Annotated in this window: 18 protein-coding genes, 1 pseudogene and 1 riboswitch; of the genes and pseudogenes, 5 read left to right on the top strand and 14 right to left on the bottom strand. The window is 60.5% G+C overall.

Annotation, left to right across the window (positions count from 1 at the left end):
• Nucleotides 1–45 precede the first annotated feature (45 nt).
• Nucleotides 46–2,091, top strand: coding sequence for a phenylacetic acid degradation bifunctional protein PaaZ (gene paaZ / locus AAFM15_RS04025; RefSeq protein ID WP_341685415.1), 2,046 nt, complete (start codon nt 46–48; stop codon nt 2,089–2,091).
• Nucleotides 2,092–2,110: 19 nt separating this feature from the next.
• Entirely contained in the window at nt 2,111–2,728 is a 618-nt protein-coding gene (locus AAFM15_RS04020; RefSeq protein ID WP_341685414.1) for a class I SAM-dependent methyltransferase, read from the top strand.
• A 68-nt stretch (nt 2,729–2,796) separates the two neighbouring features.
• Here AAFM15_RS04020 and rpoD read toward each other — a convergent pair whose 3' ends face one another.
• From rpoD to yjgA, 4 genes are all read right to left on the bottom strand, one after another.
• Nucleotides 2,797–5,238, bottom strand: coding sequence for an RNA polymerase sigma factor RpoD (gene rpoD / locus AAFM15_RS04015; protein WP_341685413.1), 2,442 nt, complete (start codon nt 5,236–5,238; stop codon nt 2,797–2,799).
• A gap of 298 nt (nt 5,239–5,536) precedes the next feature.
• Entirely contained in the window at nt 5,537–6,400 is an 864-nt protein-coding gene (locus tag AAFM15_RS04010; protein WP_341685412.1) for an ion transporter, read from the bottom strand.
• Nucleotides 6,397–7,002 carry a molybdopterin adenylyltransferase gene (gene mog, locus AAFM15_RS04005; RefSeq protein WP_341685411.1) on the bottom strand — a complete coding sequence of 202 codons (606 nt, stop codon included), beginning with the start codon at nt 7,000–7,002 and terminating at the stop codon, nt 6,397–6,399. Before mog ends, AAFM15_RS04010 begins: the two co-directional genes overlap by 4 nt.
• Nucleotides 6,995–7,651: a ribosome biogenesis factor YjgA gene (gene yjgA, locus AAFM15_RS04000; protein ID WP_341685410.1), complete on the bottom strand. Its 657-nt coding sequence runs from the start codon at nt 7,649–7,651 to the stop codon at nt 6,995–6,997. Before yjgA ends, mog begins: the two co-directional genes overlap by 8 nt.
• A gap of 64 nt (nt 7,652–7,715) precedes the next feature.
• On the opposite strand from yjgA, the gene pmbA reads away from it, so the two are divergent.
• On the top strand, nt 7,716–9,116 hold the full coding sequence (gene pmbA, locus AAFM15_RS03995; protein ID WP_341685409.1) for a metalloprotease PmbA: 1,401 nt from the start codon (nt 7,716–7,718) through the stop codon (nt 9,114–9,116).
• On the opposite strand, the gene AAFM15_RS03990 is transcribed toward pmbA, so the two are convergent.
• The 5 genes from AAFM15_RS03990 to AAFM15_RS03970 all read right to left on the bottom strand — a co-directional run bounded on the left by AAFM15_RS03990 (nt 9,117) and on the right by AAFM15_RS03970 (nt 12,833).
• Nucleotides 9,117–9,563, bottom strand: a complete 447-nt coding sequence (locus tag AAFM15_RS03990; RefSeq protein ID WP_341685408.1) for a GatB/YqeY domain-containing protein — start codon at nt 9,561–9,563, stop codon at nt 9,117–9,119.
• Nucleotides 9,564–9,667: 104 nt separating this feature from the next.
• Nucleotides 9,668–9,880 (bottom strand): 30S ribosomal protein S21, encoded by a 213-nt coding sequence (rpsU, locus tag AAFM15_RS03985; RefSeq protein WP_053175654.1) that lies wholly within the window; start codon nt 9,878–9,880, stop codon nt 9,668–9,670.
• A 141-nt stretch (nt 9,881–10,021) separates the two neighbouring features.
• A complete protein-coding gene (locus AAFM15_RS03980; RefSeq protein WP_341685407.1) occupies nt 10,022–11,236 on the bottom strand; it encodes an NAD(P)/FAD-dependent oxidoreductase in 1,215 nt (404 codons plus the stop codon).
• 24 nt (nt 11,237–11,260) lie between these two features.
• Nucleotides 11,261–12,040 (bottom strand): uroporphyrinogen-III C-methyltransferase, encoded by a 780-nt coding sequence (gene cobA, locus AAFM15_RS03975; RefSeq protein WP_341685406.1) that lies wholly within the window; start codon nt 12,038–12,040, stop codon nt 11,261–11,263.
• 100 nt (nt 12,041–12,140) lie between these two features.
• Complete coding sequence (locus tag AAFM15_RS03970) at nt 12,141–12,833, bottom strand: substrate-binding domain-containing protein (RefSeq protein WP_341685405.1); 693 nt, start codon at nt 12,831–12,833, stop codon at nt 12,141–12,143.
• A gap of 78 nt (nt 12,834–12,911) precedes the next feature.
• Between AAFM15_RS03970 and tsaD the strand changes: the two genes are divergently transcribed.
• Nucleotides 12,912–13,955, top strand: a complete 1,044-nt coding sequence (gene tsaD / locus AAFM15_RS03965) for a tRNA (adenosine(37)-N6)-threonylcarbamoyltransferase complex transferase subunit TsaD (RefSeq protein WP_341685404.1) — start codon at nt 12,912–12,914, stop codon at nt 13,953–13,955.
• 102 nt (nt 13,956–14,057) lie between these two features.
• On the top strand, nt 14,058–15,329 hold the full coding sequence (locus tag AAFM15_RS03960) for a branched-chain amino acid ABC transporter substrate-binding protein (protein ID WP_341685403.1): 1,272 nt from the start codon (nt 14,058–14,060) through the stop codon (nt 15,327–15,329).
• 66 nt (nt 15,330–15,395) lie between these two features.
• Here AAFM15_RS03960 and AAFM15_RS03955 read toward each other — a convergent pair whose 3' ends face one another.
• From AAFM15_RS03955 to AAFM15_RS03935, 5 genes and pseudogenes are all read right to left on the bottom strand, one after another.
• Entirely contained in the window at nt 15,396–16,649 is a 1,254-nt protein-coding gene (locus AAFM15_RS03955) for a cytosine permease (RefSeq protein ID WP_341685402.1), read from the bottom strand.
• Nucleotides 16,649–17,512, bottom strand: coding sequence for a bifunctional hydroxymethylpyrimidine kinase/phosphomethylpyrimidine kinase (gene thiD / locus AAFM15_RS03950; RefSeq protein ID WP_341685401.1), 864 nt, complete (start codon nt 17,510–17,512; stop codon nt 16,649–16,651). Before thiD ends, AAFM15_RS03955 begins: the two co-directional genes overlap by 1 nt.
• A 58-nt stretch (nt 17,513–17,570) precedes the next feature.
• A riboswitch (TPP riboswitch) is annotated at nt 17,571–17,671 on the bottom strand.
• Nucleotides 17,672–17,703: 32 nt separating this feature from the next.
• On the bottom strand, nt 17,704–18,732 hold the full coding sequence (locus tag AAFM15_RS03945; protein ID WP_341685400.1) for an NAD(P)/FAD-dependent oxidoreductase: 1,029 nt from the start codon (nt 18,730–18,732) through the stop codon (nt 17,704–17,706).
• An 8-nt stretch (nt 18,733–18,740) separates the two neighbouring features.
• Nucleotides 18,741–19,070: a ferredoxin FdxA gene (gene fdxA, locus AAFM15_RS03940; RefSeq protein WP_341685399.1), complete on the bottom strand. Its 330-nt coding sequence runs from the start codon at nt 19,068–19,070 to the stop codon at nt 18,741–18,743.
• A gap of 86 nt (nt 19,071–19,156) precedes the next feature.
• Nucleotides 19,157–19,480: pseudogene (locus AAFM15_RS03935) on the bottom strand (sulfate adenylyltransferase); the annotation flags it as partial.

The raw sequence follows: 19,480 nt of genomic DNA, 5'->3' as shown, positions 1-19,480 counted from the left end.
AAATTACCCGACCGTTTGGTCGGTTAATTAAGAAAGTCCATCTCCATGTCCCACGTTTTGCAGAGTTTCATTGCCGGTCGCTGGATCGGTCAGCAATCCGCCCAGCAGCTGCGTAGCGCCGTCAATGGCGAGACTGTGGCCCAGACGCATGCCGAAGCGATTGATTTCGGCGACGCTGTGCACTACGCACGCACCGTGGGTCTGCCTAATTTGCTCAAGTTGGACTTCCAGGAACGTGCACAGCGCCTCAAGGCCCTGGCCAAGTACCTGGGCGAGCACAAGGAAACGCTGTACGCGATCTCGGCCCACACCGGCGCCACCCGCGCCGACAGCTGGGTCGACATCGAGGGTGGCGCGGGCACGCTGTTCGCCTATTCGAGCATGGGCAGCAACGAGCTGCCCAGCGGCAACCTGATCCACGAAGGCCCGGCGTTCCCGCTGGGCAAGAAGGGCGGCTTTGCGGGCACGCACATTCTGGTGCCGCGAGGCGGCATTGCGGTCCACATCAACGCCTTCAATTTCCCCATCTGGGGCCTGCTCGAAAAATTCGCCCCCAGCTTTCTGGCGGGCATGCCCTGTATCGGCAAACCCGCTTCGTCCACCAGCTACCTGACCGAGGCCATGGTGCGCCTGGTCGAGCAGTCGGGCATCCTGCCCGCAGGCGCTTTGCAACTGGTGATCGGCTCCACCGGTGACCTGCTCAACCGCCTCAACGGTCAGGACGTGGTGACCTTCACCGGCTCGGCCGACACCGCTGCCAAGCTGCGCGTGCACGCCAATGTGGTGAAGCACAGCATTCCCTTCAACGCCGAAGCCGACTCGCTCAACTGCGCCATCCTCGCGCCCGATGTAACGCCCGACGACGAAGAGTTCGACCTATTCGTGAAGGAGGTCGCGCGCGAGATGACCGTCAAGGCGGGCCAGAAGTGCACCGCGATCCGCCGCGCCATCGTGCCGCGCCAGCACCTCGATGCTGTGGCTGAAAAACTCAAAGCCCGTCTGGCTAAAGTGGTGGTGGGCGATCCGTCGGTCGAGGGTGTGAAGATGGGGGCGCTGGCCTCGCACGCGCAGCAGGCCGACGTGGCCGAGCGCGTGGCCCTGCTGCGCCAAAGCGCCGAGCTGGTGTTTGGCGGCGGTGCAGATTTCAAACCGATGGGGCAGGGCGTCGAAGGCGGTGCCTTCTTCCAGCCCACGCTGCTGCTGTGCAAAAAACCTTTGCAAACCGACAGCGTGCACGATGTCGAAGCCTTCGGTCCGGTCAGCACCCTCATGCCTTATGACGGCATTGACGAGGCCCTGCAACTGGCTGCGCGTGGCCAGGGCAGCCTGGTCGGCACGCTCGTGACCAAAGACCCGCAAGTGGCTGCACGCGTCATTCCGGTGGCGGCTGCGCTGCACGGTCGCCTGCACATCCTCGACCGCGAGGCGGCGGTCGAATCGACAGGCCACGGCTCGCCGCTGCCGCCCCTCAAGCACGGTGGCCCGGGCCGTGCGGGCGGTGGTGAAGAACTCGGCGGCATCCGCGCCGTCAAGCACCTGATGCAGCGCACCGCGCTGCAAGGCTCGCCCACCATGATCGCCGCCGTGACGGGCGAATACATGCGCGGCGCCAAGCTGATCGAGACCGAGGTTCACCCTTTCCGCCGCTACTTTGAAGACCTGCAAATTGGTGAGAGCCTGCTCACGCACCGCCGCACCGTCAGCGAGGCCGACATCGTCAGTTTCGGTGGCCTCTCGGGCGACTATTTCTACATGCACTTCGACGAGATCGCCGCCAAGGACTCGCCGTTTGGCAAGCGCATCGCGCACGGCTACTTCGTGCTGTCGGCCGCCGCTGGCCTGTTCGTCTCGCCCGCGCCCGGCCCGGTGCTGGCCAACTATGGCCTCGACACATTGCGCTTCGTCAAGCCGGTGGGCATTGGCGATACGATCCGCGCACGCCTGACGGCCAAGCGCAAAATCGACCGCAACAAGAAAGACGCCAACGGCGTGGGCCAGGGCGTGGTTGCCTGGGATGTGGAAGTGACTAACCAAAACGACGAACTGGTGGCCAGCTACGATATCCTGACGCTTGTAGCCAAGAAGGGCTGAAGCCGACAGGAGGGCAGGCATGAACTGGTATGACAGGGTGATCCTGCCCTGGATGATTGATATCGCTTGTGGTCTGCCCATGGTCCAGTCCAAACGCCAGTCGCTAGTGCCGCTGGCACGTGGCAGTGTGCTGGAAATTGGCATGGGTACCGGACGCAACCTGCCTTTTTATGACCGCTCGCGGCTCACGCAGCTGGTTGGCGTAGATCCCGCCTTGCAAATGCACAGCCTGGCCAAAAGGCGAAGCCAGCAGGCGGGCTTGTCAGTCGAGCTGATGGGGCTTTCAGCCGAGAAGCTCCCGGTGTCGGATGATAGTTTTGATACGGTGGTCTGTACCTATACCTTGTGCAGCATTCCCGATCCGGCGGCGGCCCTGCACGAAGTGCGGCGTGTGCTTAAACCCGGTGGGCAATTCCTGTTTTGCGAGCATGGGCGTGCGCCCGACGCGTCTGTGGCGCGCTGGCAAGACCGCTTGCAACCTTGGTGGATCTCGTTGGCGGGCGGATGCCATCTCGACCGCGATGTGCCTTTGCTGCTGCGTGATGCAGGTTTGCACGCGCAGGTACAGCAAGGCTACGTGCCAGGACCACGTCCTCTGACGTACCACTACTGGGGGCAGGCCCACAAAACGGCTTGAGCACACCCTCCCTTCAGACATGAAAAAGGCTCCCCTTGGGGAGCCTTTTGTTTACTGGGTGCACAGGATCAGTTGGAATCCATGAAGCTGCGCAGTTTGTCGCTGCGGCTGGGGTGCTTGAGCTTGCGCAGCGCCTTGGCTTCGATCTGACGAATGCGCTCGCGTGTCACGTCAAATTGCTTGCCTACTTCTTCCAGGGTGTGGTCGGTGGACATTTCAATGCCGAAGCGCATGCGCAGCACCTTGGCTTCGCGCGGTGTCAGGCTGTCGAGGATGTCCTTGACCACATCGCGCAGGCCCGCTTGCAGCGCCGCTTCCACGGGCGCAGTGTGGATGGTGTCCTCGATGAAGTCGCCCAGGTGCGAATCGTCGTCGTCGCCGATGGGGGTTTCCATCGAGATCGGCTCCTTGGCGATTTTCATGATCTTGCGGATCTTGTCCTCGGGCATTTCCATCTTCTCGGCCAGGATCGAGGCATCGGGCTCGAAGCCGAATTCCTGCAAGTGCTGACGCGAGATGCGGTTCATCTTGTTGATGGTCTCGATCATGTGCACCGGAATGCGGATCGTGCGAGCCTGGTCCGCGATCGAGCGGGTGATGGCCTGACGGATCCACCAGGTGGCATAAGTCGAGAACTTGTAGCCACGGCGGTATTCGAATTTGTCCACCGCCTTCATCAGACCAATGTTGCCTTCCTGAATCAGGTCCAGGAACTGCAGGCCACGGTTGGTGTACTTCTTGGCAATCGAGATCACCAGGCGCAAGTTGGCCTCGATCATCTCTTTCTTGGCGTCGCGGCTGGCACGTTCGCCAGCGTTCATGCGCTTGTTGATGTCCTTGAGCTCTTCCAGAGGCACCACCACGTTGGCTTGCAGGTCGATCAGCTTTTGCTGGATGTCCTGCACGGGCGGGATGTTACGACCCATGACGCTTGCCCAAGCCTTGCTTGAGGCAGCCTGTTTCTCAATCCACTGCAGGTTGAGCAGTTGTGAAGCGACGCGGTTGCCGTTTTTGTCGCGACCGCTGAACTCGGCCACGAACTGGTCTTGCGGGTAGCCACACTTGTCCACGATGATTCGGCGCAACTCGCGCTCCTTGACGCGAATGTCTTCCACCTGGCCACGCACCATATCGCACAACTGCTCGATGGTTTTGGCGGTGAAGCGGATGGTCATCAACTCTGCGGACAGGGCAGATTGGGCTTTTTGGTAGTTGGGGGTGCCCCAGCCATCCTTGTCATAGACCTTGTGCACTTTCTCGAACAGCTGTGCAATGCGATCGAAGCGTTCAAGAGCCTGGTTCTTGAGTTCTTCGAGCTTCTTGGTCAGAGCCTTGGAGCCGCCTTTGCCATCGTCGTCATCGGCCTCGTCGAATTCGTCGAAGTCTTCTTCGGCCACGTAGTCGTCAGCTTCGCCACTGTTGACAAAGCCGTCCACGATGGTGGAGATGACGATTTTTCCTTCGCGGATCTCATTGGCCAGACGCAGGATTTCGGCGATGGTGGCAGGCGAGCCGCTGATCGCCTCCATCATGTCCATCAAGCCGCCTTCGATACGCTTGGCGATTTCAATTTCGCCCTCGCGAGTCAGCAGTTCGACCGTCCCCATTTCGCGCATGTACATGCGCACCGGGTCAGTGGTGCGGCCGAATTCACTGTCCACCGTGGACAGGGCGGCTTCAGCTTCTTCCTCGGCTTCTTCTTCGGTGGCTGCAGTTGAACCATTGCCGGCCAGCAGCAGGGTTTCGGCATCCGGAGTTTGTTCGTAAACCGCCACACCCATGTCGTTGAGCATGCTGATCACGACTTCCAGCGTTTCAGCATCGACCAGCTTGTCGGGCAAGTGGTCGGAAATTTCGCCGTGGGTCAGGTAGCCACGGGTCTTGCCCAGTTTGATCAGGGTTTTCAGACGCTGGCGACGCTTGGCCATGTCTTCCTCGGACAGGACAGTTTCGTCCAGACCGAATTCCTTCATCAAGGCACGCTCTTTGGCCTTGCTGAGTTTCATGCGCAGGGGTTTGACCTTTTCACCAGGCGCTTCAGCAACCGCAGGTTCTTCGCCCTCCAGGTCTGCTTCGATATCCGACAGGTCTTCGTCTTCAGAGACGGGCGCGCCGGCTTTGGGTTTGCGACCGCGTTTGGCTGGCGCTTTGGCCGCAGCCTTTTTCTCCGGTGGTGTGGTCTTGGCGGCTTTGGCAGGCTTGTCTTCTGCTGCAGCTTTGGTTTTTGTGGCCTTCTTCACTTCGGCTTCGGTGGCCTTGGCTTTGGTGGTTTTCTTTTCTTCAGCGGCTTTGCTGGTGGTTTTTTTCGCGGCGGGCACGGATGCTACTTTCTTGGTGCTTGTTTTAGCTGGGCTCGCGACGGGTTTGGCTTTGCTTGCTGGCTTGGCGCTGGCTTTTGGGGCAGCGGCCTTGACGGCAGGCTTGGCAGCCGGTTTGGCTGCAGCCTTCTTGGCTACAGGCTTGGTTTTGGCAGTGCTCTGGACGGACTTCTTCGGCTTTTGTGCGGGCATGCAAACACCTCAATACAACAATCGGACAAAGGAAAACACGGACACAGTCAGCGCCAATACAACCCGGCGCGGGCTAGACGTTAGATACAGACATACAGCCCTTAAATAGGGCGTTTGGCTGCGAAGGCAAGGGGGAGGGCGATCATTTGGAATGCAGTCCTTGCGAATATGTGGCCTGCCCAAAGGGGCTGCTTTTGCGCGTTGGCCGGCTCGGAGGTGCTGCTGTCGCTCTTGCCAGAGAATCCACATTATACAAAAAGCAGATCTCTACCCCAGGCGCTGGCCAGACTGTGCTTACTTAGTCTGCCTCAGACTCGTGCAAATACTCCGGCAGCCGATGGCCGCAATGGCGGCAATACAGGGCATCGGCGCGGTGGCCTTCTGTCAGGCAGACATGACAGGTGCGCGTGGTGGGCTCCAGGGGTTTGCGCCGCTGGGTCATCTCGGCAGTCACGATTCCTGTGGGGACGGCCAGCGTGCCCCAGCCCAGCAGCATCATGATGGAAGAAATGAAGCGGCCAAGGTCGGTTTTGGGGGTGATGTCACCAAAACCCACCGTCGTCATGGTGGTGATGGCCCAGTAAATCGCGGTGGGAATGCTGGTGAAACCGTTTTCCGGTCCTTCAACCACATACATGACGGTCCCCATGACCACCACCACCATGAGGACAGCCGACAAAAACACCATCACTTTGCGGCGACTGGCTGCAAGGGCCAGCCCCAAGGTCTGGTACTCCTGCACATATTCGGCCAGCTTGAGCACACGGAAAATGCGCAGCAGCCGCAGCACCCGCACATCCACGAGTGCATAGACTTCAGGGAAAAACAGCGCCAGGTAAGTGGGCAGGACAGAAATCAGGTCGATCAGTCCGAAAAAGCTCAAGGCGTAACGCATGGGGGCGGGGTTGCACACCAGTCGCGCCAAGTATTCGGCGGTGAACACAAGAGTGAATAGCCACTCAAAGTCAAGAAACACGGGCCTGTAGGCTCCGTCCAGGCCATGAACGCTGTCAATCATGACCACAGCTACGCTGATCAAAATGAGCCAGATCAGAAGCAGGTCGAAGCGCCGACCTGCTGTGGTATCCGCTTCAAAAATGATGGTGTACCACTTCAGGCGCCAACCGCTGAGTTGGACAGGCTGGTCGTTCTTAGGGGTCATGCGTTGCGTGGTGGACGAATGGCTGTTTTGGGACGGAAGGCTTTGCAGACGTCTTCGCGTGTTTCGATGTAGGGGCCGCCAATCAGGTCCACGCAATAGGGCACTGCCGCAAAAATGCCTGGCACCACAGATTTGCCGCTCTCATCCTTGAGACCTTCGAGCGTTTCGGCAATCGATTTGGGTTGACCGGGCAAGTTGATGATCAGGCTGTTGCCTCGAATCACCGCTACCTGACGCGAGAGGATGGCCGTAGGCACAAAGCGCAGGCTGATCTGGCGCATTTGTTCGCCAAAACCGGGCATTTCCTTGTCGGCCACGGCCAGGGTGGCCTCAGGCGTCACGTCGCGTTTGGCGGGGCCAGTGCCGCCTGTGGTCAGCACGAGGGCGCAACCGGCGTCTACCAGCTCGATCAAGGCCGCGCTGATGGTGTCTTTTTCGTCCGCAATCAAACGTGGCTCGAACTCGATCGGGTTGAGCAAGGCCTTGTTCAGCCATTCCTGCAGTGCGGGAAGCCCCTTGTCTTCATAAACGCCGCTACTGGCGCGGTCGCTGATGGAGACGATACCGATCTTGATGGTGTCGTGCATGGGGGCGTTACTCATCGTGGTCTTCTTCGCTGGTGTCGTCAGGGCTGGCCTCGCTTTTGAGCGTGGTTTTGACGAGTTGGAATATTTCGCGGTAGGCGCGGCCTTGTCGTGGGGCCAAGCCTTGGGAAACGGCGGCTTTGTCGGGTGGCGGCGCATCCTTGCGGGCCTGGCGCACCAGGGCGCGCAGCTGCTGGATGTCGGTGCCAGGATGCTGGGCAATCCACTCCTGGACTGCGTCGTCGTTGTCGATCAGCCGGTCGCGCCATTGCTCGGCCAGGTGCAGCTGCTCGGTGTCGTAGCTGTGACCCAGGCGCTGCAGCTCCAGCGCGTGGCGCACGGCGTCCAACGTTTCGGGGTCTTGCAGGCGCATCAGCTTGCCGATGAACTGCATCTGCCGGCGTTTGCCTTCGAAATTGGTGATGCGTTTGGCGTCAGCCAGGGCTTCGGCCAGCTTGTCGGTCAAGGGCAGGGGCTTGAACAAGTCGCTGCGCAGGGTCAACAGGGCTTCGCCCAGCTCTTGCAGCTCTTCGCTTTCGCGTTTGGCGTCGGTTTTGCTGGTGGACTGGCCCCACTTCATGGCCAGCTTGAGCTCTTGGTCCAGTTCGCTGCCTTCGGCCACGAAGTGGCCTTTGACGAAATAGCCTTTTTTGGGTTTACGGGACATGGGTCAGGTCATTGGCCTTGGCGGCCATCTTCAATAGGTGCTGGCAAGTATCATAGCTGCCACCATGAGCAAGACCACAAAAAACTCCACTTCATCCATCGACCTGCAGCAGTCGGGTTTCAGCTACAGCCGTGAAACCTTTGAACACCTGGTTGACCGTGCTTTGGCCCATGCCAAAAAATTGGGCGCAACCGATGCGGGCGCCGAAGCGTCCGAGGGGTGTGGTCTGAGCGTCTCGGTGCGCAAGGGCGAGCTGGAAAACGTGGAACGCAACCGCGACAAATCACTGGGCGTGACGGTTTATGTGGGCCATCGCCGGGGCAACGCCAGCACGTCAGATTTTTCGCAAGAGGCCATCGAGCGCACGGTGCAGGCCGCGTATGACATTGCCCGCTTCACCGCCGAAGACCCCGTGGCGGGCTTGCCCGACGAACGTGACATCGAAACCGAGCCGCGCGAGCTGGACTTGTTCCACCCTTGGGCCATCACCAGCGAGCAGGCGGCCGAACTGGCCCTGAAGTGCGAGGCCGCAGCCCTGAAAACCAGCCGCCGCATCACCAACAGCGAGGGCGCAGCGGTCTCGGCCCAGCAAAGCCATTTCTTCAGTGCCCACACGCACGGCTTTCGGGGAGGCTACGCCAGCTCGCGCCACAGCATTTCGGTCGCGCCCATCGCCTCGTTGCCCGGTCGTAATGCCGAAATGCAGCGCGACGCCTGGTATTCGTCCATGCGAGCCCCTGAAGAACTGGCCTCGCCCGAGGCGGTGGGCCGCTACGCCGCAGAGCGTGCGCTCTCGCGCCTGGGCGCCCGCAAGATCCCGACCACCGAATGCCCGGTGCTGTTCGAGTCGCCCGTGGCCGCTGGCCTGCTGGGCGGTTTTGTGCAAGGTGTGAGCGGCGGTGCGTTGTACCGCAAGAGCAGTTTTCTGGTGGACTCGCTGGGCAAACAAGTTTTCCCCAAGCACATCCACATTCATGAGGACCCCTACCTGCTGCGTGGCAAAGGCAGTTCGCCGTTCGATGACGAAGGCGTGCGCTCGGCCCCGCGTGACGTGGTGGCCGACGGCAAAGTCGAGGGCTACTTCCTGTCGAGCTACTCGGCCCGCAAGCTGGGCATGCGCACCACCGGCAACGCAGGTGGCTCGCACAACCTGACGTTGACGTCGAGCCTGACCCGTGCGGGAGACGACCTCGACGAGATGCTGCGCAAACTGGGCACTGGCCTGTTCGTGATCGAGCTCATGGGCCAGGGCGTGAACTACGTGACCGGCGACTACTCACGTGGCGCCAGTGGCTTCTGGGTGGAGAACGGCCAGATCGCCTTCCCGGTGCAGGAGATCACCATCGCTGGCAACCTCAAAGATATGTTCATGGGCATCGAAGCCGTGGGCGCCGATGTCTACAACATGGGCGCCAAGAGCATCGGCTCGGTGCTGGTCAACAAGATGAAGGTGGCGGGCAGCTGATCAACCTGCCAGTGCTGCCTTCACTGCCGCCGACACTTCGCCCATGTCGGCCTTGCCGGCCAGCTTGGCTTTCACTGTGCCCATGACTTTGCCCATATCACTAGGTCCTTTGGCACCGATTTCGGCCACGATAGCCCGGACCTCGGTGGCCACTTCTTCAGCCGACAGGCGCGCGGGCAGGTAAACCTGCAGCACGGCCATTTCGGCCTTTTCCTTGTCGGCCAGGTCTTGACGGCCAGCGCCTTCAAAGGCGGCAATCGAGTCCTTGCGCTGCTTGATCAGCTTGTCGACGATGGCGACCACACCGGCGTCGTCAAGGGTGATGCGCTCGTCCACTTCCTTTTGCTTCATGGCTGCCTGCAGCAGACGAATCGTGCCCAGGCGCTCGCTGTCTTTGGCGCGCATGGCGGTCTTCATGTCTTCGGTGATCTGGTCTTTCAGGCTCATGGTGAGTCTCCTGTCAAAAATGGGGAGGGCAGAAACAACAAAGCCCGCTTGAGCGTCCTCGAAAGCGGGCTTGTGCGAAGACCCGCAGGTCTTGCAAGAAGTGCTTAGTACAGCTTCTTGGGCAGCTGCATGCTGCGCACGCGCTTGTAATGACGCTTGACGGCGGCAGCCTTCTTGCGCTTGCGCTCGGTGGTGGGCTTTTCGTAGAACTCGCGGGCACGCAGGTCGGTCAGCAGGCCCAGTTTTTCGATGGTGCGCTTGAAGCGACGCAGGGCAACGTCAAACGGCTCGTTTTCTTTAACACGGATGGTGGTCATTGACTCAATTTTCCAAATTGTGCCGGTCGCAAGTAACAGGGAAGATCGGGCCCTGACACTCCGATACCGGCTGTTTTCCCGTCACAGAACTAGTATTTGGCAGACGGGGTTTTGCCAGCAAAGAACGCCATTATAACGCGATCACGCGCGAGTGGCCAAGGCTTGCGCACAGGCGTAAGCGCTGGCCCAGGCCCACTGGAAGTTGTAGCCGCCCAGCCAGCCCGTCACATCCACCACTTCGCCAATGAAGTACAGCCCCGGTTGTTTGGATTCCATGGTTTGGGAGGACAGGTCGCGTGTGTCCACGCCACCCAAGGTGACTTCGGCTTTTTGATAACCCTCGCTGCCGGTAGGCGTCAGACTCCAGCTCGACAAGGCTTGTGCCAGCTTGTTGAGGGACTTGTCCGGGACTTCTGCAGAGGTGCGCTGCAAAGCCGGATCCTGGCTGACCCAAGCCTCGGCCAGGCGGCTGGGCACCAGTTGACCGAGTTCGTTGACCAGCAATTTCTTGGAGCGTTGTTTGGCGTCTTGCAGACGTGAGGGCAAGTCGACTTCGGGAGCCAGGTTCAGGCGTATGGGCTGCCCATCCTGCCAGTAACTGGAAATTTGCAGCACTGCAGGGCCCGACAGGCCGCGATGGGTGAAGAGCAAGTCTTCGTCAAAGTGCTGGCGGTGCTTTTTCTCGCCGGTTTCGATGCCCACAGGCAAAGCCAGTCCCGCCAGTTGGGCGTAGGGCGCCCACGCGGCGCCATCAAAGGTCAGCGGGACCAGACCGGGACGGCGCTCGACTAAGCGCAGACCAAACTGCTGTGCCACCTCGTAACCCCAGCCTGTGGCACCCATTTTGGGAATGGACAGACCTCCCGTGGCCACCACCAAGGCACGGGTGCGCACAGGGCCGCGGTCAGTACTGAGTTCATACACGCCGTCGTTGTACTGGACTGTTTGCACGCCGCAGGGTTGCCAGCGGGTCACGCCCCCTGCATCGCATTCGGCCAGCAGCAGACGGATGATGTCGTCGGCAGAATGGTCGCAAAACAGCTGGCCCTTGTGTTTTTCGTGAAAGGCAATGCCGTGTTTTTGGACCAGCTCGATAAAGTCCTGCGGCGTGTAGCGCGACAGGGCAGAACGGCAAAAATGCGGGTTCTGGCCCAGGTAATGTTTGTGGGGAGCGGTGGAGTCCAGGTTGCGGTTGGTGAAGTTGCAACGCCCCCCGCCTGAAATACGCACCTTTTCGGCCACCTTGGTGCTGTGGTCCAGCACCAATACCTTCCGGCCGGCCGGGCCCGCCACGCCAGCGCAAAAAAGGCCGGCAGCGCCGGCCCCGACAATGACCGCATCCCATGTGTTGTTCATGGGGTGCAAGTGTAGGCGAGAGCCTCAGGCTGCGCGTTGATAAGCCGTCGGTGCGGCTTGCCACGCCCGTGCACCTTGCACCACGTCGCCCACCACGATGATGCTGGGGCTTTGCAGGCCTTCACGTGTCATGGTGTCGGTCAGCTGGCCCAATGTGGTCAGGGCTTCGCGTTGATGCGGCAAGCTGGCGTTTTGCACAATCGCCACTGGAGTGCTGGTGGGCAAGCCTTCCAGGAGGCCGTCTTGAATGTGGTGCAGGCTGCTCACGCCCATGTAGATCACCAGTGTGAGCTTGGCTTGATGCGCAGTGTGGGCGAGCGCAGCCCAGTCGGTGCCTGCATCGCCTGGTTTGGCATGGCCGGTGACGAACACCACACCATGCGCCCGATCGCGGTGGGTGAGCGGTGCGCCCAAGCTGGACAAGCCGGCCAGACCGGATGTGATGCCGTTGATGACCTCGACCTCAATGCCCTCTTCGCGCAGGTGTTCCACCTCTTCACCACCACGCCCAAAAATGAAGGGGTCGCCACCCTTCAGGCGCACCACGGTTTCGCCTTCGCGCACGGCTTGCACCATCAGCTTGTGGATGAAGGCCTGAGGCGTGCTGGCGCAGCCGCCGCGTTTACCCACATGAATGATGCGGGCGTCGGGTTTGGCGTGTTCCAGCACAGCGTCGTTGACCAGGTCGTCCACCAGCAGCACGGTGGCGCCGGCAATGGCTTTTGCAGAGTTGAGGTTCAGCAGCTCCGGGTCGCCGGGGCCGGCGCCCACCAGGGTGCAACGAGGAAGGGGGATCGGGTTCATGTCAGATCGGAAGATGCAATGCTCAGAATTTTCTAATCTAACGAATCACTTTCAAAATACAAATTGGCTATATGCTGAATGAAGCCCAGGGGAGTCAGCTTTAGGCCGGGTCCATGCCGTGTTCTCGCTTGAGCGTGTCGCAGGCGCTGGACTGCCAGAAGGCCAACAGGGCCCGCGCGACCTCGGGGTGCTGGCAGGTGCTGGCCACAGCGCCGGAGAAGATGGTGATGATTTCCGTCCCTTTGGGCATACCGCCGATCAGGGTGATGCCATCTACCCCCAGCATTTCGCTGCGCTGCTGAAAGCCAAGCGAGACCTCGCCTTGGGCAACCAGAGCGCCGACAGGGACGCCTGGCTTGGACTGAACCAGTCTGGGCGCCATCTGATCAGCAATGCCCCAACGTTCAAACAACTTGAGAAGTTGCGTGCCGCTGGGCCCGGTGGAGTAGCCTACCGTCGGGGCAGCCAGGACTGCTGCTTTCAGGGCTGCCTCAGTGGCAATGTCTGGCACTGGTTGACCCGCACGCACGGCAACAGCCACATCGGAGACCACCAGGTCGGCGCGGCTGCCTGAAAGCACATGGCCACTGTCCATGAGCTTGTCGATAGCGTTGCTCGCCAAAGCCACAAGATCAAAGGCTTCACCGGCCTGGACCCGTTTGGCAACATCGACACCGCCTGCTGACTCCAGGCTCACGCGTACGCCCGGTGCCTGTTGTGCATAGAGTGTGATCAGGTCAGTCAGCACAGCTTGTGTGGCCATGGACGAAATCAGTCGCAGTGTGGTGCTCATGGGCATTGTCCTCAGGGTGATTGCATCATTATGGCCAGAGCCATCGGGCAGGCCCATGTGCCACTTAAACTAGCTGCTATGCAAATTTTGGGCATTGAATCTTCTTGCGACGAAACCGGGGTGGCGCTGGTGCAGACCGCCGAGCGGGGCTGGCCGCAACTTTTGGCACATGCACTGCATAGCCAAATCTCCATGCATCAGGCTTATGGCGGCGTGGTGCCCGAGCTGGCCAGTCGCGACCATATTCGACGTGTGCTGCCGCTCACGCGCGAGGTGTTGACCAGCGCTGGCCGGACCCTGGCCGATGTGGACGTGGTGGCCTACACGCGAGGGCCCGGTCTGGCCGGGGCTTTGCTGGTGGGCTCGGGTGTTGCGTGTGCGCTGGCTGCAGCGTTGAACAAACCGGTGCTCGGCATCCATCACCTGGAAGGGCATTTGCTCTCGCCATTTTTGAGCGAAGACCCGCCCGAATTTCCTTTTGTTGCGCTGCTGGTGTCGGGTGGTCATACCCAGCTCATGCGCGTGGACGGTGTTGGTCAATACACCTTGTTGGGGGAGACGATTGACGATGCGGCTGGGGAAGCTTTTGACAAGTCGGCCAAGTTGCTGGGCCTGCCCTACCCAGGTGGCCCAGGCTTGTCTCGCCTGGCTGAGCAGGGCAACGCGTCTGCCTACAAATTGCCTAGGCCACTGTTGCACAGTGGTGACTTTGATTTTTCGTTTGCCGGACTCAAAACTGCGGTGCTCACCCAGAGCCAGAAAATTGGCCCGCAGGTGCTGCAAGAAGGCAGCGTCGAGCGAGCAGACTTGGCGGCCAGCACGCAAGCGGCCATCGTCGAGGTGCTCTTGAAAAAGTCCATGTCCGCGCTGGAGCACACAGGCCTCAAGCGACTGGTGGTGGCGGGTGGCGTGGGCGCCAACCGCCGATTGCGCGAACAACTCAATGAAGCTTGCGCCAAGCGCGCAGTGCGTGTGCATTACCCGGAATTGCACTTGTGCACTGATAACGGCGCCATGATTGCCATGGCTGCCGCCATGCGCATGCAAACAGGTTTGGCTACGCCTGAATATGAATACGCGTTCGATGTCAAACCGCGTTGGCCACTGCATCAGCTGGCCTGAAATGATGAGCTGATTTACGCGTCAGCCGTACCCGTTAAACTGCACGCTCCGTCAAGGGCTAAGTCTTTGTTTTTAAATCTAAATTCCATAGGAAATGGATCCATGACCCGTACCGCTACCTTGCGCGTGTTTGCGCGCTTTACGATTGTTTTGCTGGCGTTCTTGACAAACTCAGCAGCCTGGTCTGCCCAGCCCATCAAGCTGGCCTTGATTGAGGGCTTGAGTGGTCCCTTTGGCAACACGGGTGCCGCTGTGGTGCGCAATCTCACCATGGCCATTGAAGAGGTCAATGCAAGTGGGGGTGTGAACACTGCCCAAGGCAAGCGACCGCTGGCGCTGTTGCAGTACGACAGCAAAAGCAACAACGAGGCTGCCTTGACTGCTCTGCAAGCGGCTGTGCAGGATGGTGCCTCCTACATCTTGCAAGGCAACTCCAGCGCTACGGCCACAGCACTGATCGAGGCCATCAACAAGCACAACAAACGCGACCCGCAGCGTCGTGTCCTGTTTTTGAACTACGCTGCGGTCGAACCGTCCTTGACCAATGACCGCTGCAGCTTCTGGCACTTCCGTTTTGATGCGCACGCTGATATGCGCATGACCGCGCTCATGGAGGTGCTGCGTGCGGATCAAGAGGTGCGCTCGGTCTACCTGATCGGTCAGGACTACAGCTTTGGCCGTGCAGTGGTGAGTGAGGCGCGCCGCCAGTTGCAGTCCAAACGCAGCGATGTCCAGGTGGTCGGTGAAGATTTGCATCCCATCGGCAAGATCAAGGACTTTCTGCCCTACATCTCCAAGATCAAGGCCAGCGGCGCACAAGCGGTGATCACGGGCAACTGGGGCAATGACCTCACGTTGCTCGTCAAGGCGGCACGCGACGGGGGTTTTGAGGGCAAGTTCTACACCTTCTACGGCAATGCCTTGGGAGCACCTGCAGCCATTGGCGAGGCGGGTGTGGATCGTGTGGTGGCGGTAGCCGAGTGGATGCCCAATGCTCCTGGTGCAGCGAGCGAGTCTTTTTACAAGCGCTTTCTCAAGCGTTTCCCGGACCCCGCACAAGACTATGCTCATCTGCGCATGCACATGATGATTCAGGCCTTGGCCCGTGCCATTGACAAGGCGGGCTCTACCGATGCGGTGGCTGTGGGCAAGGCTCTTGAAAACGCTCAGACCAGTCTTGCCGGACAAGCCGGCTTCATGCGCGAGCAGGACCACCAGTTTCAACAGCCTTTGATGGTGGCCGTCATGCAACGCAAAGGCACGCCTGGCGTGCCGTTTGGCGTGGAAGGCTCCGATTACGGCTTCAAGATCATCAAGCGTCTGTCGCCCGAGCAGGTGAGCATGCCGACCAACTGCGAGATGCAGCGGCCCTGATCTTTCAGTGCTCACAAAAAAGCCCGCTTGCACCATGCAGCGGGCTTTTTGCTGGACAGTTTAACTTCAGCGGCGACGTGTGCGCGTCAACCAGGCCAACGTAAAAGTCAGCGTCAGTGTGGGCAGTGCGGAGCCCAGTTGTGGGGCCCACTTTGCCACGCTATGGAAGCAGACCACCCCCAGCAGCCACAGGGCTGCGGCGCTCCAGTCGATGGTTTTACCCGAGGTGTCGGCGGTGCAGGAACTGCAGGCCAAACGACCCAGAATCACGCCGTACAACGGTACAAACACGGAACTGAGCATCAGCAAGAAGGGCTCCAGGCTGTGCATCGGCAGCACCATGGCCAGCAGCGTGCTGAGCACGGCCAGGCCCAGGGTCCAGGTCTTGAGGCTGCCACCCAGCAGGCTTTGGGTGCTGACGCCAGCAGAGTGCACATCGCCATAGGCGTTGTCCAGCTCGTCCAGCAAAATCAGGCCCAAAGCCACCAGGCCGCCTTGGGCCAGCAGCAGTGCGGTGACCATGTCGGTTCCCGGCTCGGACACGCTGACCACCAGCACGCCCAGACCATAGCACCATATGTTGGCGATGGCGTAGCCCAGCCAGGTGCCGCCAAAAGTGCTGCGGCCACTCTTGCCGTAGCGGGCGTAATCAGCCACCAGAGGTAGCCAGGAAATGGGCATGGCCATGACCAGATCAACAGCCGAGAGCATGCCCATGCCACCGTTTCCAGGGCGTTGCATGAATGCGGCGATGCCTTGTGCGTCGAGTTTGTGCCAGAACTGCCAGCTCAGCCACAGCAAAGAGGCGATCACCAGGGGCAGTCCCACACGACTGACAAATTGCCGCACCAGGGTCAGCATGGAAGCGGTCATGAGCAAAGTCAGCAAGCCACCCCACAGCAATGTGGTGAGGACTGGCGACAGGGTAATGCCCCAGATTTTCTGGCCCAGAGCGCCTGTGCCGTCGCGCATGACCACCAGTTCAAAGCTGGTCCAGCCGATCAGTTGAACAATATTGAGGATGACCGGCAGGCGTGCAAAGCTGCTGCCGAAGGTGTGATGCATCAAGCCCGCGCTGGACAAACCGGTGGTGCAGCCGAGCTTGGCGGTCCAGGCCAGCAAGGCAGAACCCAGCACCGAGCCGATCAGGATGGCCAAGATGGCATCTTGTGTGCCCACACTCGGCACCAGATACGAGCCCACTTGCATGACCAGCAAGCCCACGCCGAGGCTGAACCAGAGGGAGGCATGGGACATGCCTGAAAAAACACGCTGATCAGCCCCGATGGGCGTCAGCGAAGCATTGGAAGAAGTATTCATCAGAGGCTTTCGTTGGAGATGTTCAAAGGACGCAGGTGCATGGGCACCGGTGCGCTGAGGTGATTGAGCGGGCCGCTGCCGTGGCCGGTACGTACCGAAGCACCGGATTGCAGCGCCTGTCGGATGTAGCGGTGAGCTTGTGCAATCGCTTCAGGCAAGCTGTGACCCAAAGCCAGGTGCGAAGCCATGGCGGACGACAGGGTGCAACCCGTGCCGTGCGTGTTGTGGCTGTGGATGCGGGGGGCCCGCAGCCACTGTGTGTGCCCCGTGCGGGTGATGAACAGGTCACTGACGGTGTCGCCTTGCAGGTGACCGCCTTTGAGCAGCACGGCAGGCGCTCCCATGTCCAGCAGTTGCTGGGCGGCCTGCTGCATGTCGTGCTCGTTGTGCAGCGTGCGGCCCACCAGCAACCCCGCTTCGTCCAGATTGGGCGTGATGATGTCAACACGTGGGAAGAGCAGTTGCACCAAGGCCTGGATGGCCGGGTTGTCAATCAGCACGGCGCCGCTGGTGGCAACCATGACCGGGTCCAGCACCACGCGGCGCAGCTGGTGTTTGTCGATGGCGTTGGCCACGGCCTGCACGATGTCAGGGCCGTGGAGCATGCCGATCTTGACCGCATCGACGCCGATGTCTTCCACCACAGCATCAATCTGGTCGGTCAGCATTTCTGGGGGGACGGCATGAATGGCTCGCACCCCGGTGGTGTTTTGCGCGGTCAGCGCCGTGATGGCGCTCATGCCGAAACAGCCCAACGCCGACATGGTCTTGAGGTCGGCCTGAATACCGGCGCCACCGCCACTGTCCGAGCCAGCTATGGTCAGCACCCGTGGATACCGATGGGTCATTTTGATGTCTTTCATCCACACTCTCCGTGCGAGGCATCACGGGCGCAGGTGAGCAAATGGAACACAGCCGGAGGCCCGGTGTGTACAGCTTCCCTGCGCGAGGATTACCTCAATCAGGTTCAAAGGGACTTTCTCAGTCGGGTCTGTGACGACCCAACACCCCTAGCGAACGCTGCCCCGTCGGCGACCGGGCAGGTGGGTGGATTCTAAAGCAGACCCAGACGCTTGTGCAGCGTGGTCGAGGTGGTGGTGTACTGCAGCAGGGTTTTGTCCTGCGGCCACAGATGGGCGGCTGCGCCAAAAGCTGCGAGCGTGGCTTCGTGAAAACCGCAAAGGATCAGCTTTTTCTTGCCAGGATAGGTGTTGATGTCGCCCACCGCAAAAATGCCCGGAGCGCTGGTGGCAAAGGTTTCGGTGTTGACCTGCAACTGTTTGCGTTCCATGTCCAGCCCCCACTGGGCGACAGGCCCCAGTTTGGGCGACAGGCCCAGGGCCATAACCAGCTGGTCGCAGGGCAAAGCGATTTCTTCGCCTTCGGTGTTCAAGTAGCGAAGGGCGGTCAAACGATCGGCCGTGGTGTCCACTCCCGTGGGCTGGCCAGCGACAAAGCGTATCTGTCCTGCGTCCTGTGCAGTTTGGAAGGCCTGTATGCGCTCAGCACTGGCGCTAAAGTGTTCACGTCGGTGCATCAAGGTGATGCTGGCGGCTTGGCCCAGGGCATCCAGGCAGGTTTGCAGGGTACTGTCGCCGTCGCCTGTCACCACCAGGTGCTGGCCTGCAAAGCTGGGGAGTTCTTGTGAACCAAACCACACTTGACGGCCCATGTAAGGCTGCAAGCCTTCTATGGGCAAGCTGCGCGGCACAAAGGCGCCCACGCCAGCAGCAATGAACACGGTTTTGGCGACCCACGCGGCACCGGTTTGGCTGCTGACGGACCAGCGACCATCGGCGGTGGCTTGAAGGGTTTCAATGGTCTGGCCCAAGTGCAACGTGGGCTTGAAGGGTGCGATCTGCTGCTGCAGGCGCTCGACGAGTTCGCGGCCGGTGCAGACCGGAATACCGGGAATGTCGTAAATGGGTTTGTCGGCGTAGAGCTCGGTGCACTGGCCACCTGCATGGGGCAGGGCGTCGACGATGTGGCACGCAATGCCCTGCAGACCGAGCTGGAAGGCTTGGAACAGGCCTACCGGGCCTGCCCCGATCACAAGGGCATCGGTGTTGATCGGGGTAGGCATGGGGTGTGTCAGCGGACCAGTTCGGCCAGCTTGCCGGTTTTGTCTTTCCAGTCGTCAGCGTCTGGCAAAGGGGCTTTGCGCTTGGTGATGCTCTTCCAGTTGGGCAGCAGGGCCAGTTCGGCATTGAGCGCGGTCATGTGCTGCTGATCCTTGGGCAGATCTTCTTCGGCAAAGATGGCGTTGGCCGGGCACTCGGGAATGCACACGGCGCAGTCGATGCACTCATCGGGGTCGATGGTCAGAAAGTTTGGGCCTTCGCGGAAGCAATCGACGGGGCACACGTCCACACAGTCGGTGTATTTGCAGCGGATACAGTTTTCGGTAACAACGTGGGTCATGTCGAACTCGTTAGGGGGCAAGGCAGGCCGTTCCTGCCGGATGCCGGCGATTTTAATCGGTAAGGTGCAGTTGGGGTTGACGCAAGTCAGTTGACCAGTACCGCACCTGAGGTCTTGTGGCTGGCCGTGTCCACCAGCACCAGCGCGCCCAGGATGCGCGATTGCGCAAAAGGCAGTGTGACCAGAGGTTCCTGCAGCGCCAGCGTCACATGGCCGATGGCGTTGGGAGCCAGCTCGGTGGCTTCTTCCTCGGCCAGGGTGTTGACGTTGAGGCGGTGCACCACGCGTTGCACCTTGGCCTTGACCCAGCGGTGGCCGTGCAGGGCCCAGTACACGCGGCCGGGCACCAGCGGTTCGTCGTCCATCCAGGCCACGGTGGTGGTCAGCTGGCGCTGGCCTTCGGGGGCGCC

The organism is Limnohabitans sp. (genome assembly GCF_038134685.1).
In the GTDB taxonomy this organism is placed as follows: domain Bacteria; phylum Pseudomonadota; class Gammaproteobacteria; order Burkholderiales; family Burkholderiaceae_C; genus Limnohabitans_A.
Note: the sequence above shows the minus strand (reverse complement) of the source record. Positions and strands in the feature narration are given on the sequence as shown.

Excerpts from the sequence above, each read along its gene's own strand:
- paaZ (WP_341685415.1), top strand. The coding sequence starts at position 46 with ATGTCCCACGTTTTGCAGAGTTTCATTGCCGGTCGCTGGATCGGTCAG.
- AAFM15_RS04020 (WP_341685414.1), top strand. The coding sequence starts at position 2,111 with ATGAACTGGTATGACAGGGTGATCCTGCCCTGGATGATTGATATCGCT.
- rpoD (WP_341685413.1), bottom strand. The coding sequence starts at position 5,238 with ATGCCCGCACAAAAGCCGAAGAAGTCCGTCCAGAGCACTGCCAAAACC.
- AAFM15_RS04010 (WP_341685412.1), bottom strand. The coding sequence starts at position 6,400 with ATGACCCCTAAGAACGACCAGCCTGTCCAACTCAGCGGTTGGCGCCTG.
- mog (WP_341685411.1), bottom strand. The coding sequence starts at position 7,002 with ATGAGTAACGCCCCCATGCACGACACCATCAAGATCGGTATCGTCTCC.
- yjgA (WP_341685410.1), bottom strand. The coding sequence starts at position 7,651 with ATGTCCCGTAAACCCAAAAAAGGCTATTTCGTCAAAGGCCACTTCGTG.
- pmbA (WP_341685409.1), top strand. The coding sequence starts at position 7,716 with ATGAGCAAGACCACAAAAAACTCCACTTCATCCATCGACCTGCAGCAG.
- AAFM15_RS03990 (WP_341685408.1), bottom strand. The coding sequence starts at position 9,563 with ATGAGCCTGAAAGACCAGATCACCGAAGACATGAAGACCGCCATGCGC.
- rpsU (WP_053175654.1), bottom strand. The coding sequence starts at position 9,880 with ATGACCACCATCCGTGTTAAAGAAAACGAGCCGTTTGACGTTGCCCTG.
- AAFM15_RS03980 (WP_341685407.1), bottom strand. The coding sequence starts at position 11,236 with ATGAACAACACATGGGATGCGGTCATTGTCGGGGCCGGCGCTGCCGGC.
- cobA (WP_341685406.1), bottom strand. The coding sequence starts at position 12,040 with ATGAACCCGATCCCCCTTCCTCGTTGCACCCTGGTGGGCGCCGGCCCC.
- AAFM15_RS03970 (WP_341685405.1), bottom strand. The coding sequence starts at position 12,833 with ATGAGCACCACACTGCGACTGATTTCGTCCATGGCCACACAAGCTGTG.
- tsaD (WP_341685404.1), top strand. The coding sequence starts at position 12,912 with ATGCAAATTTTGGGCATTGAATCTTCTTGCGACGAAACCGGGGTGGCG.
- AAFM15_RS03960 (WP_341685403.1), top strand. The coding sequence starts at position 14,058 with ATGACCCGTACCGCTACCTTGCGCGTGTTTGCGCGCTTTACGATTGTT.
- AAFM15_RS03955 (WP_341685402.1), bottom strand. The coding sequence starts at position 16,649 with ATGAATACTTCTTCCAATGCTTCGCTGACGCCCATCGGGGCTGATCAG.
- thiD (WP_341685401.1), bottom strand. The coding sequence starts at position 17,512 with ATGAAAGACATCAAAATGACCCATCGGTATCCACGGGTGCTGACCATA.
- AAFM15_RS03945 (WP_341685400.1), bottom strand. The coding sequence starts at position 18,732 with ATGCCTACCCCGATCAACACCGATGCCCTTGTGATCGGGGCAGGCCCG.
- fdxA (WP_341685399.1), bottom strand. The coding sequence starts at position 19,070 with ATGACCCACGTTGTTACCGAAAACTGTATCCGCTGCAAATACACCGAC.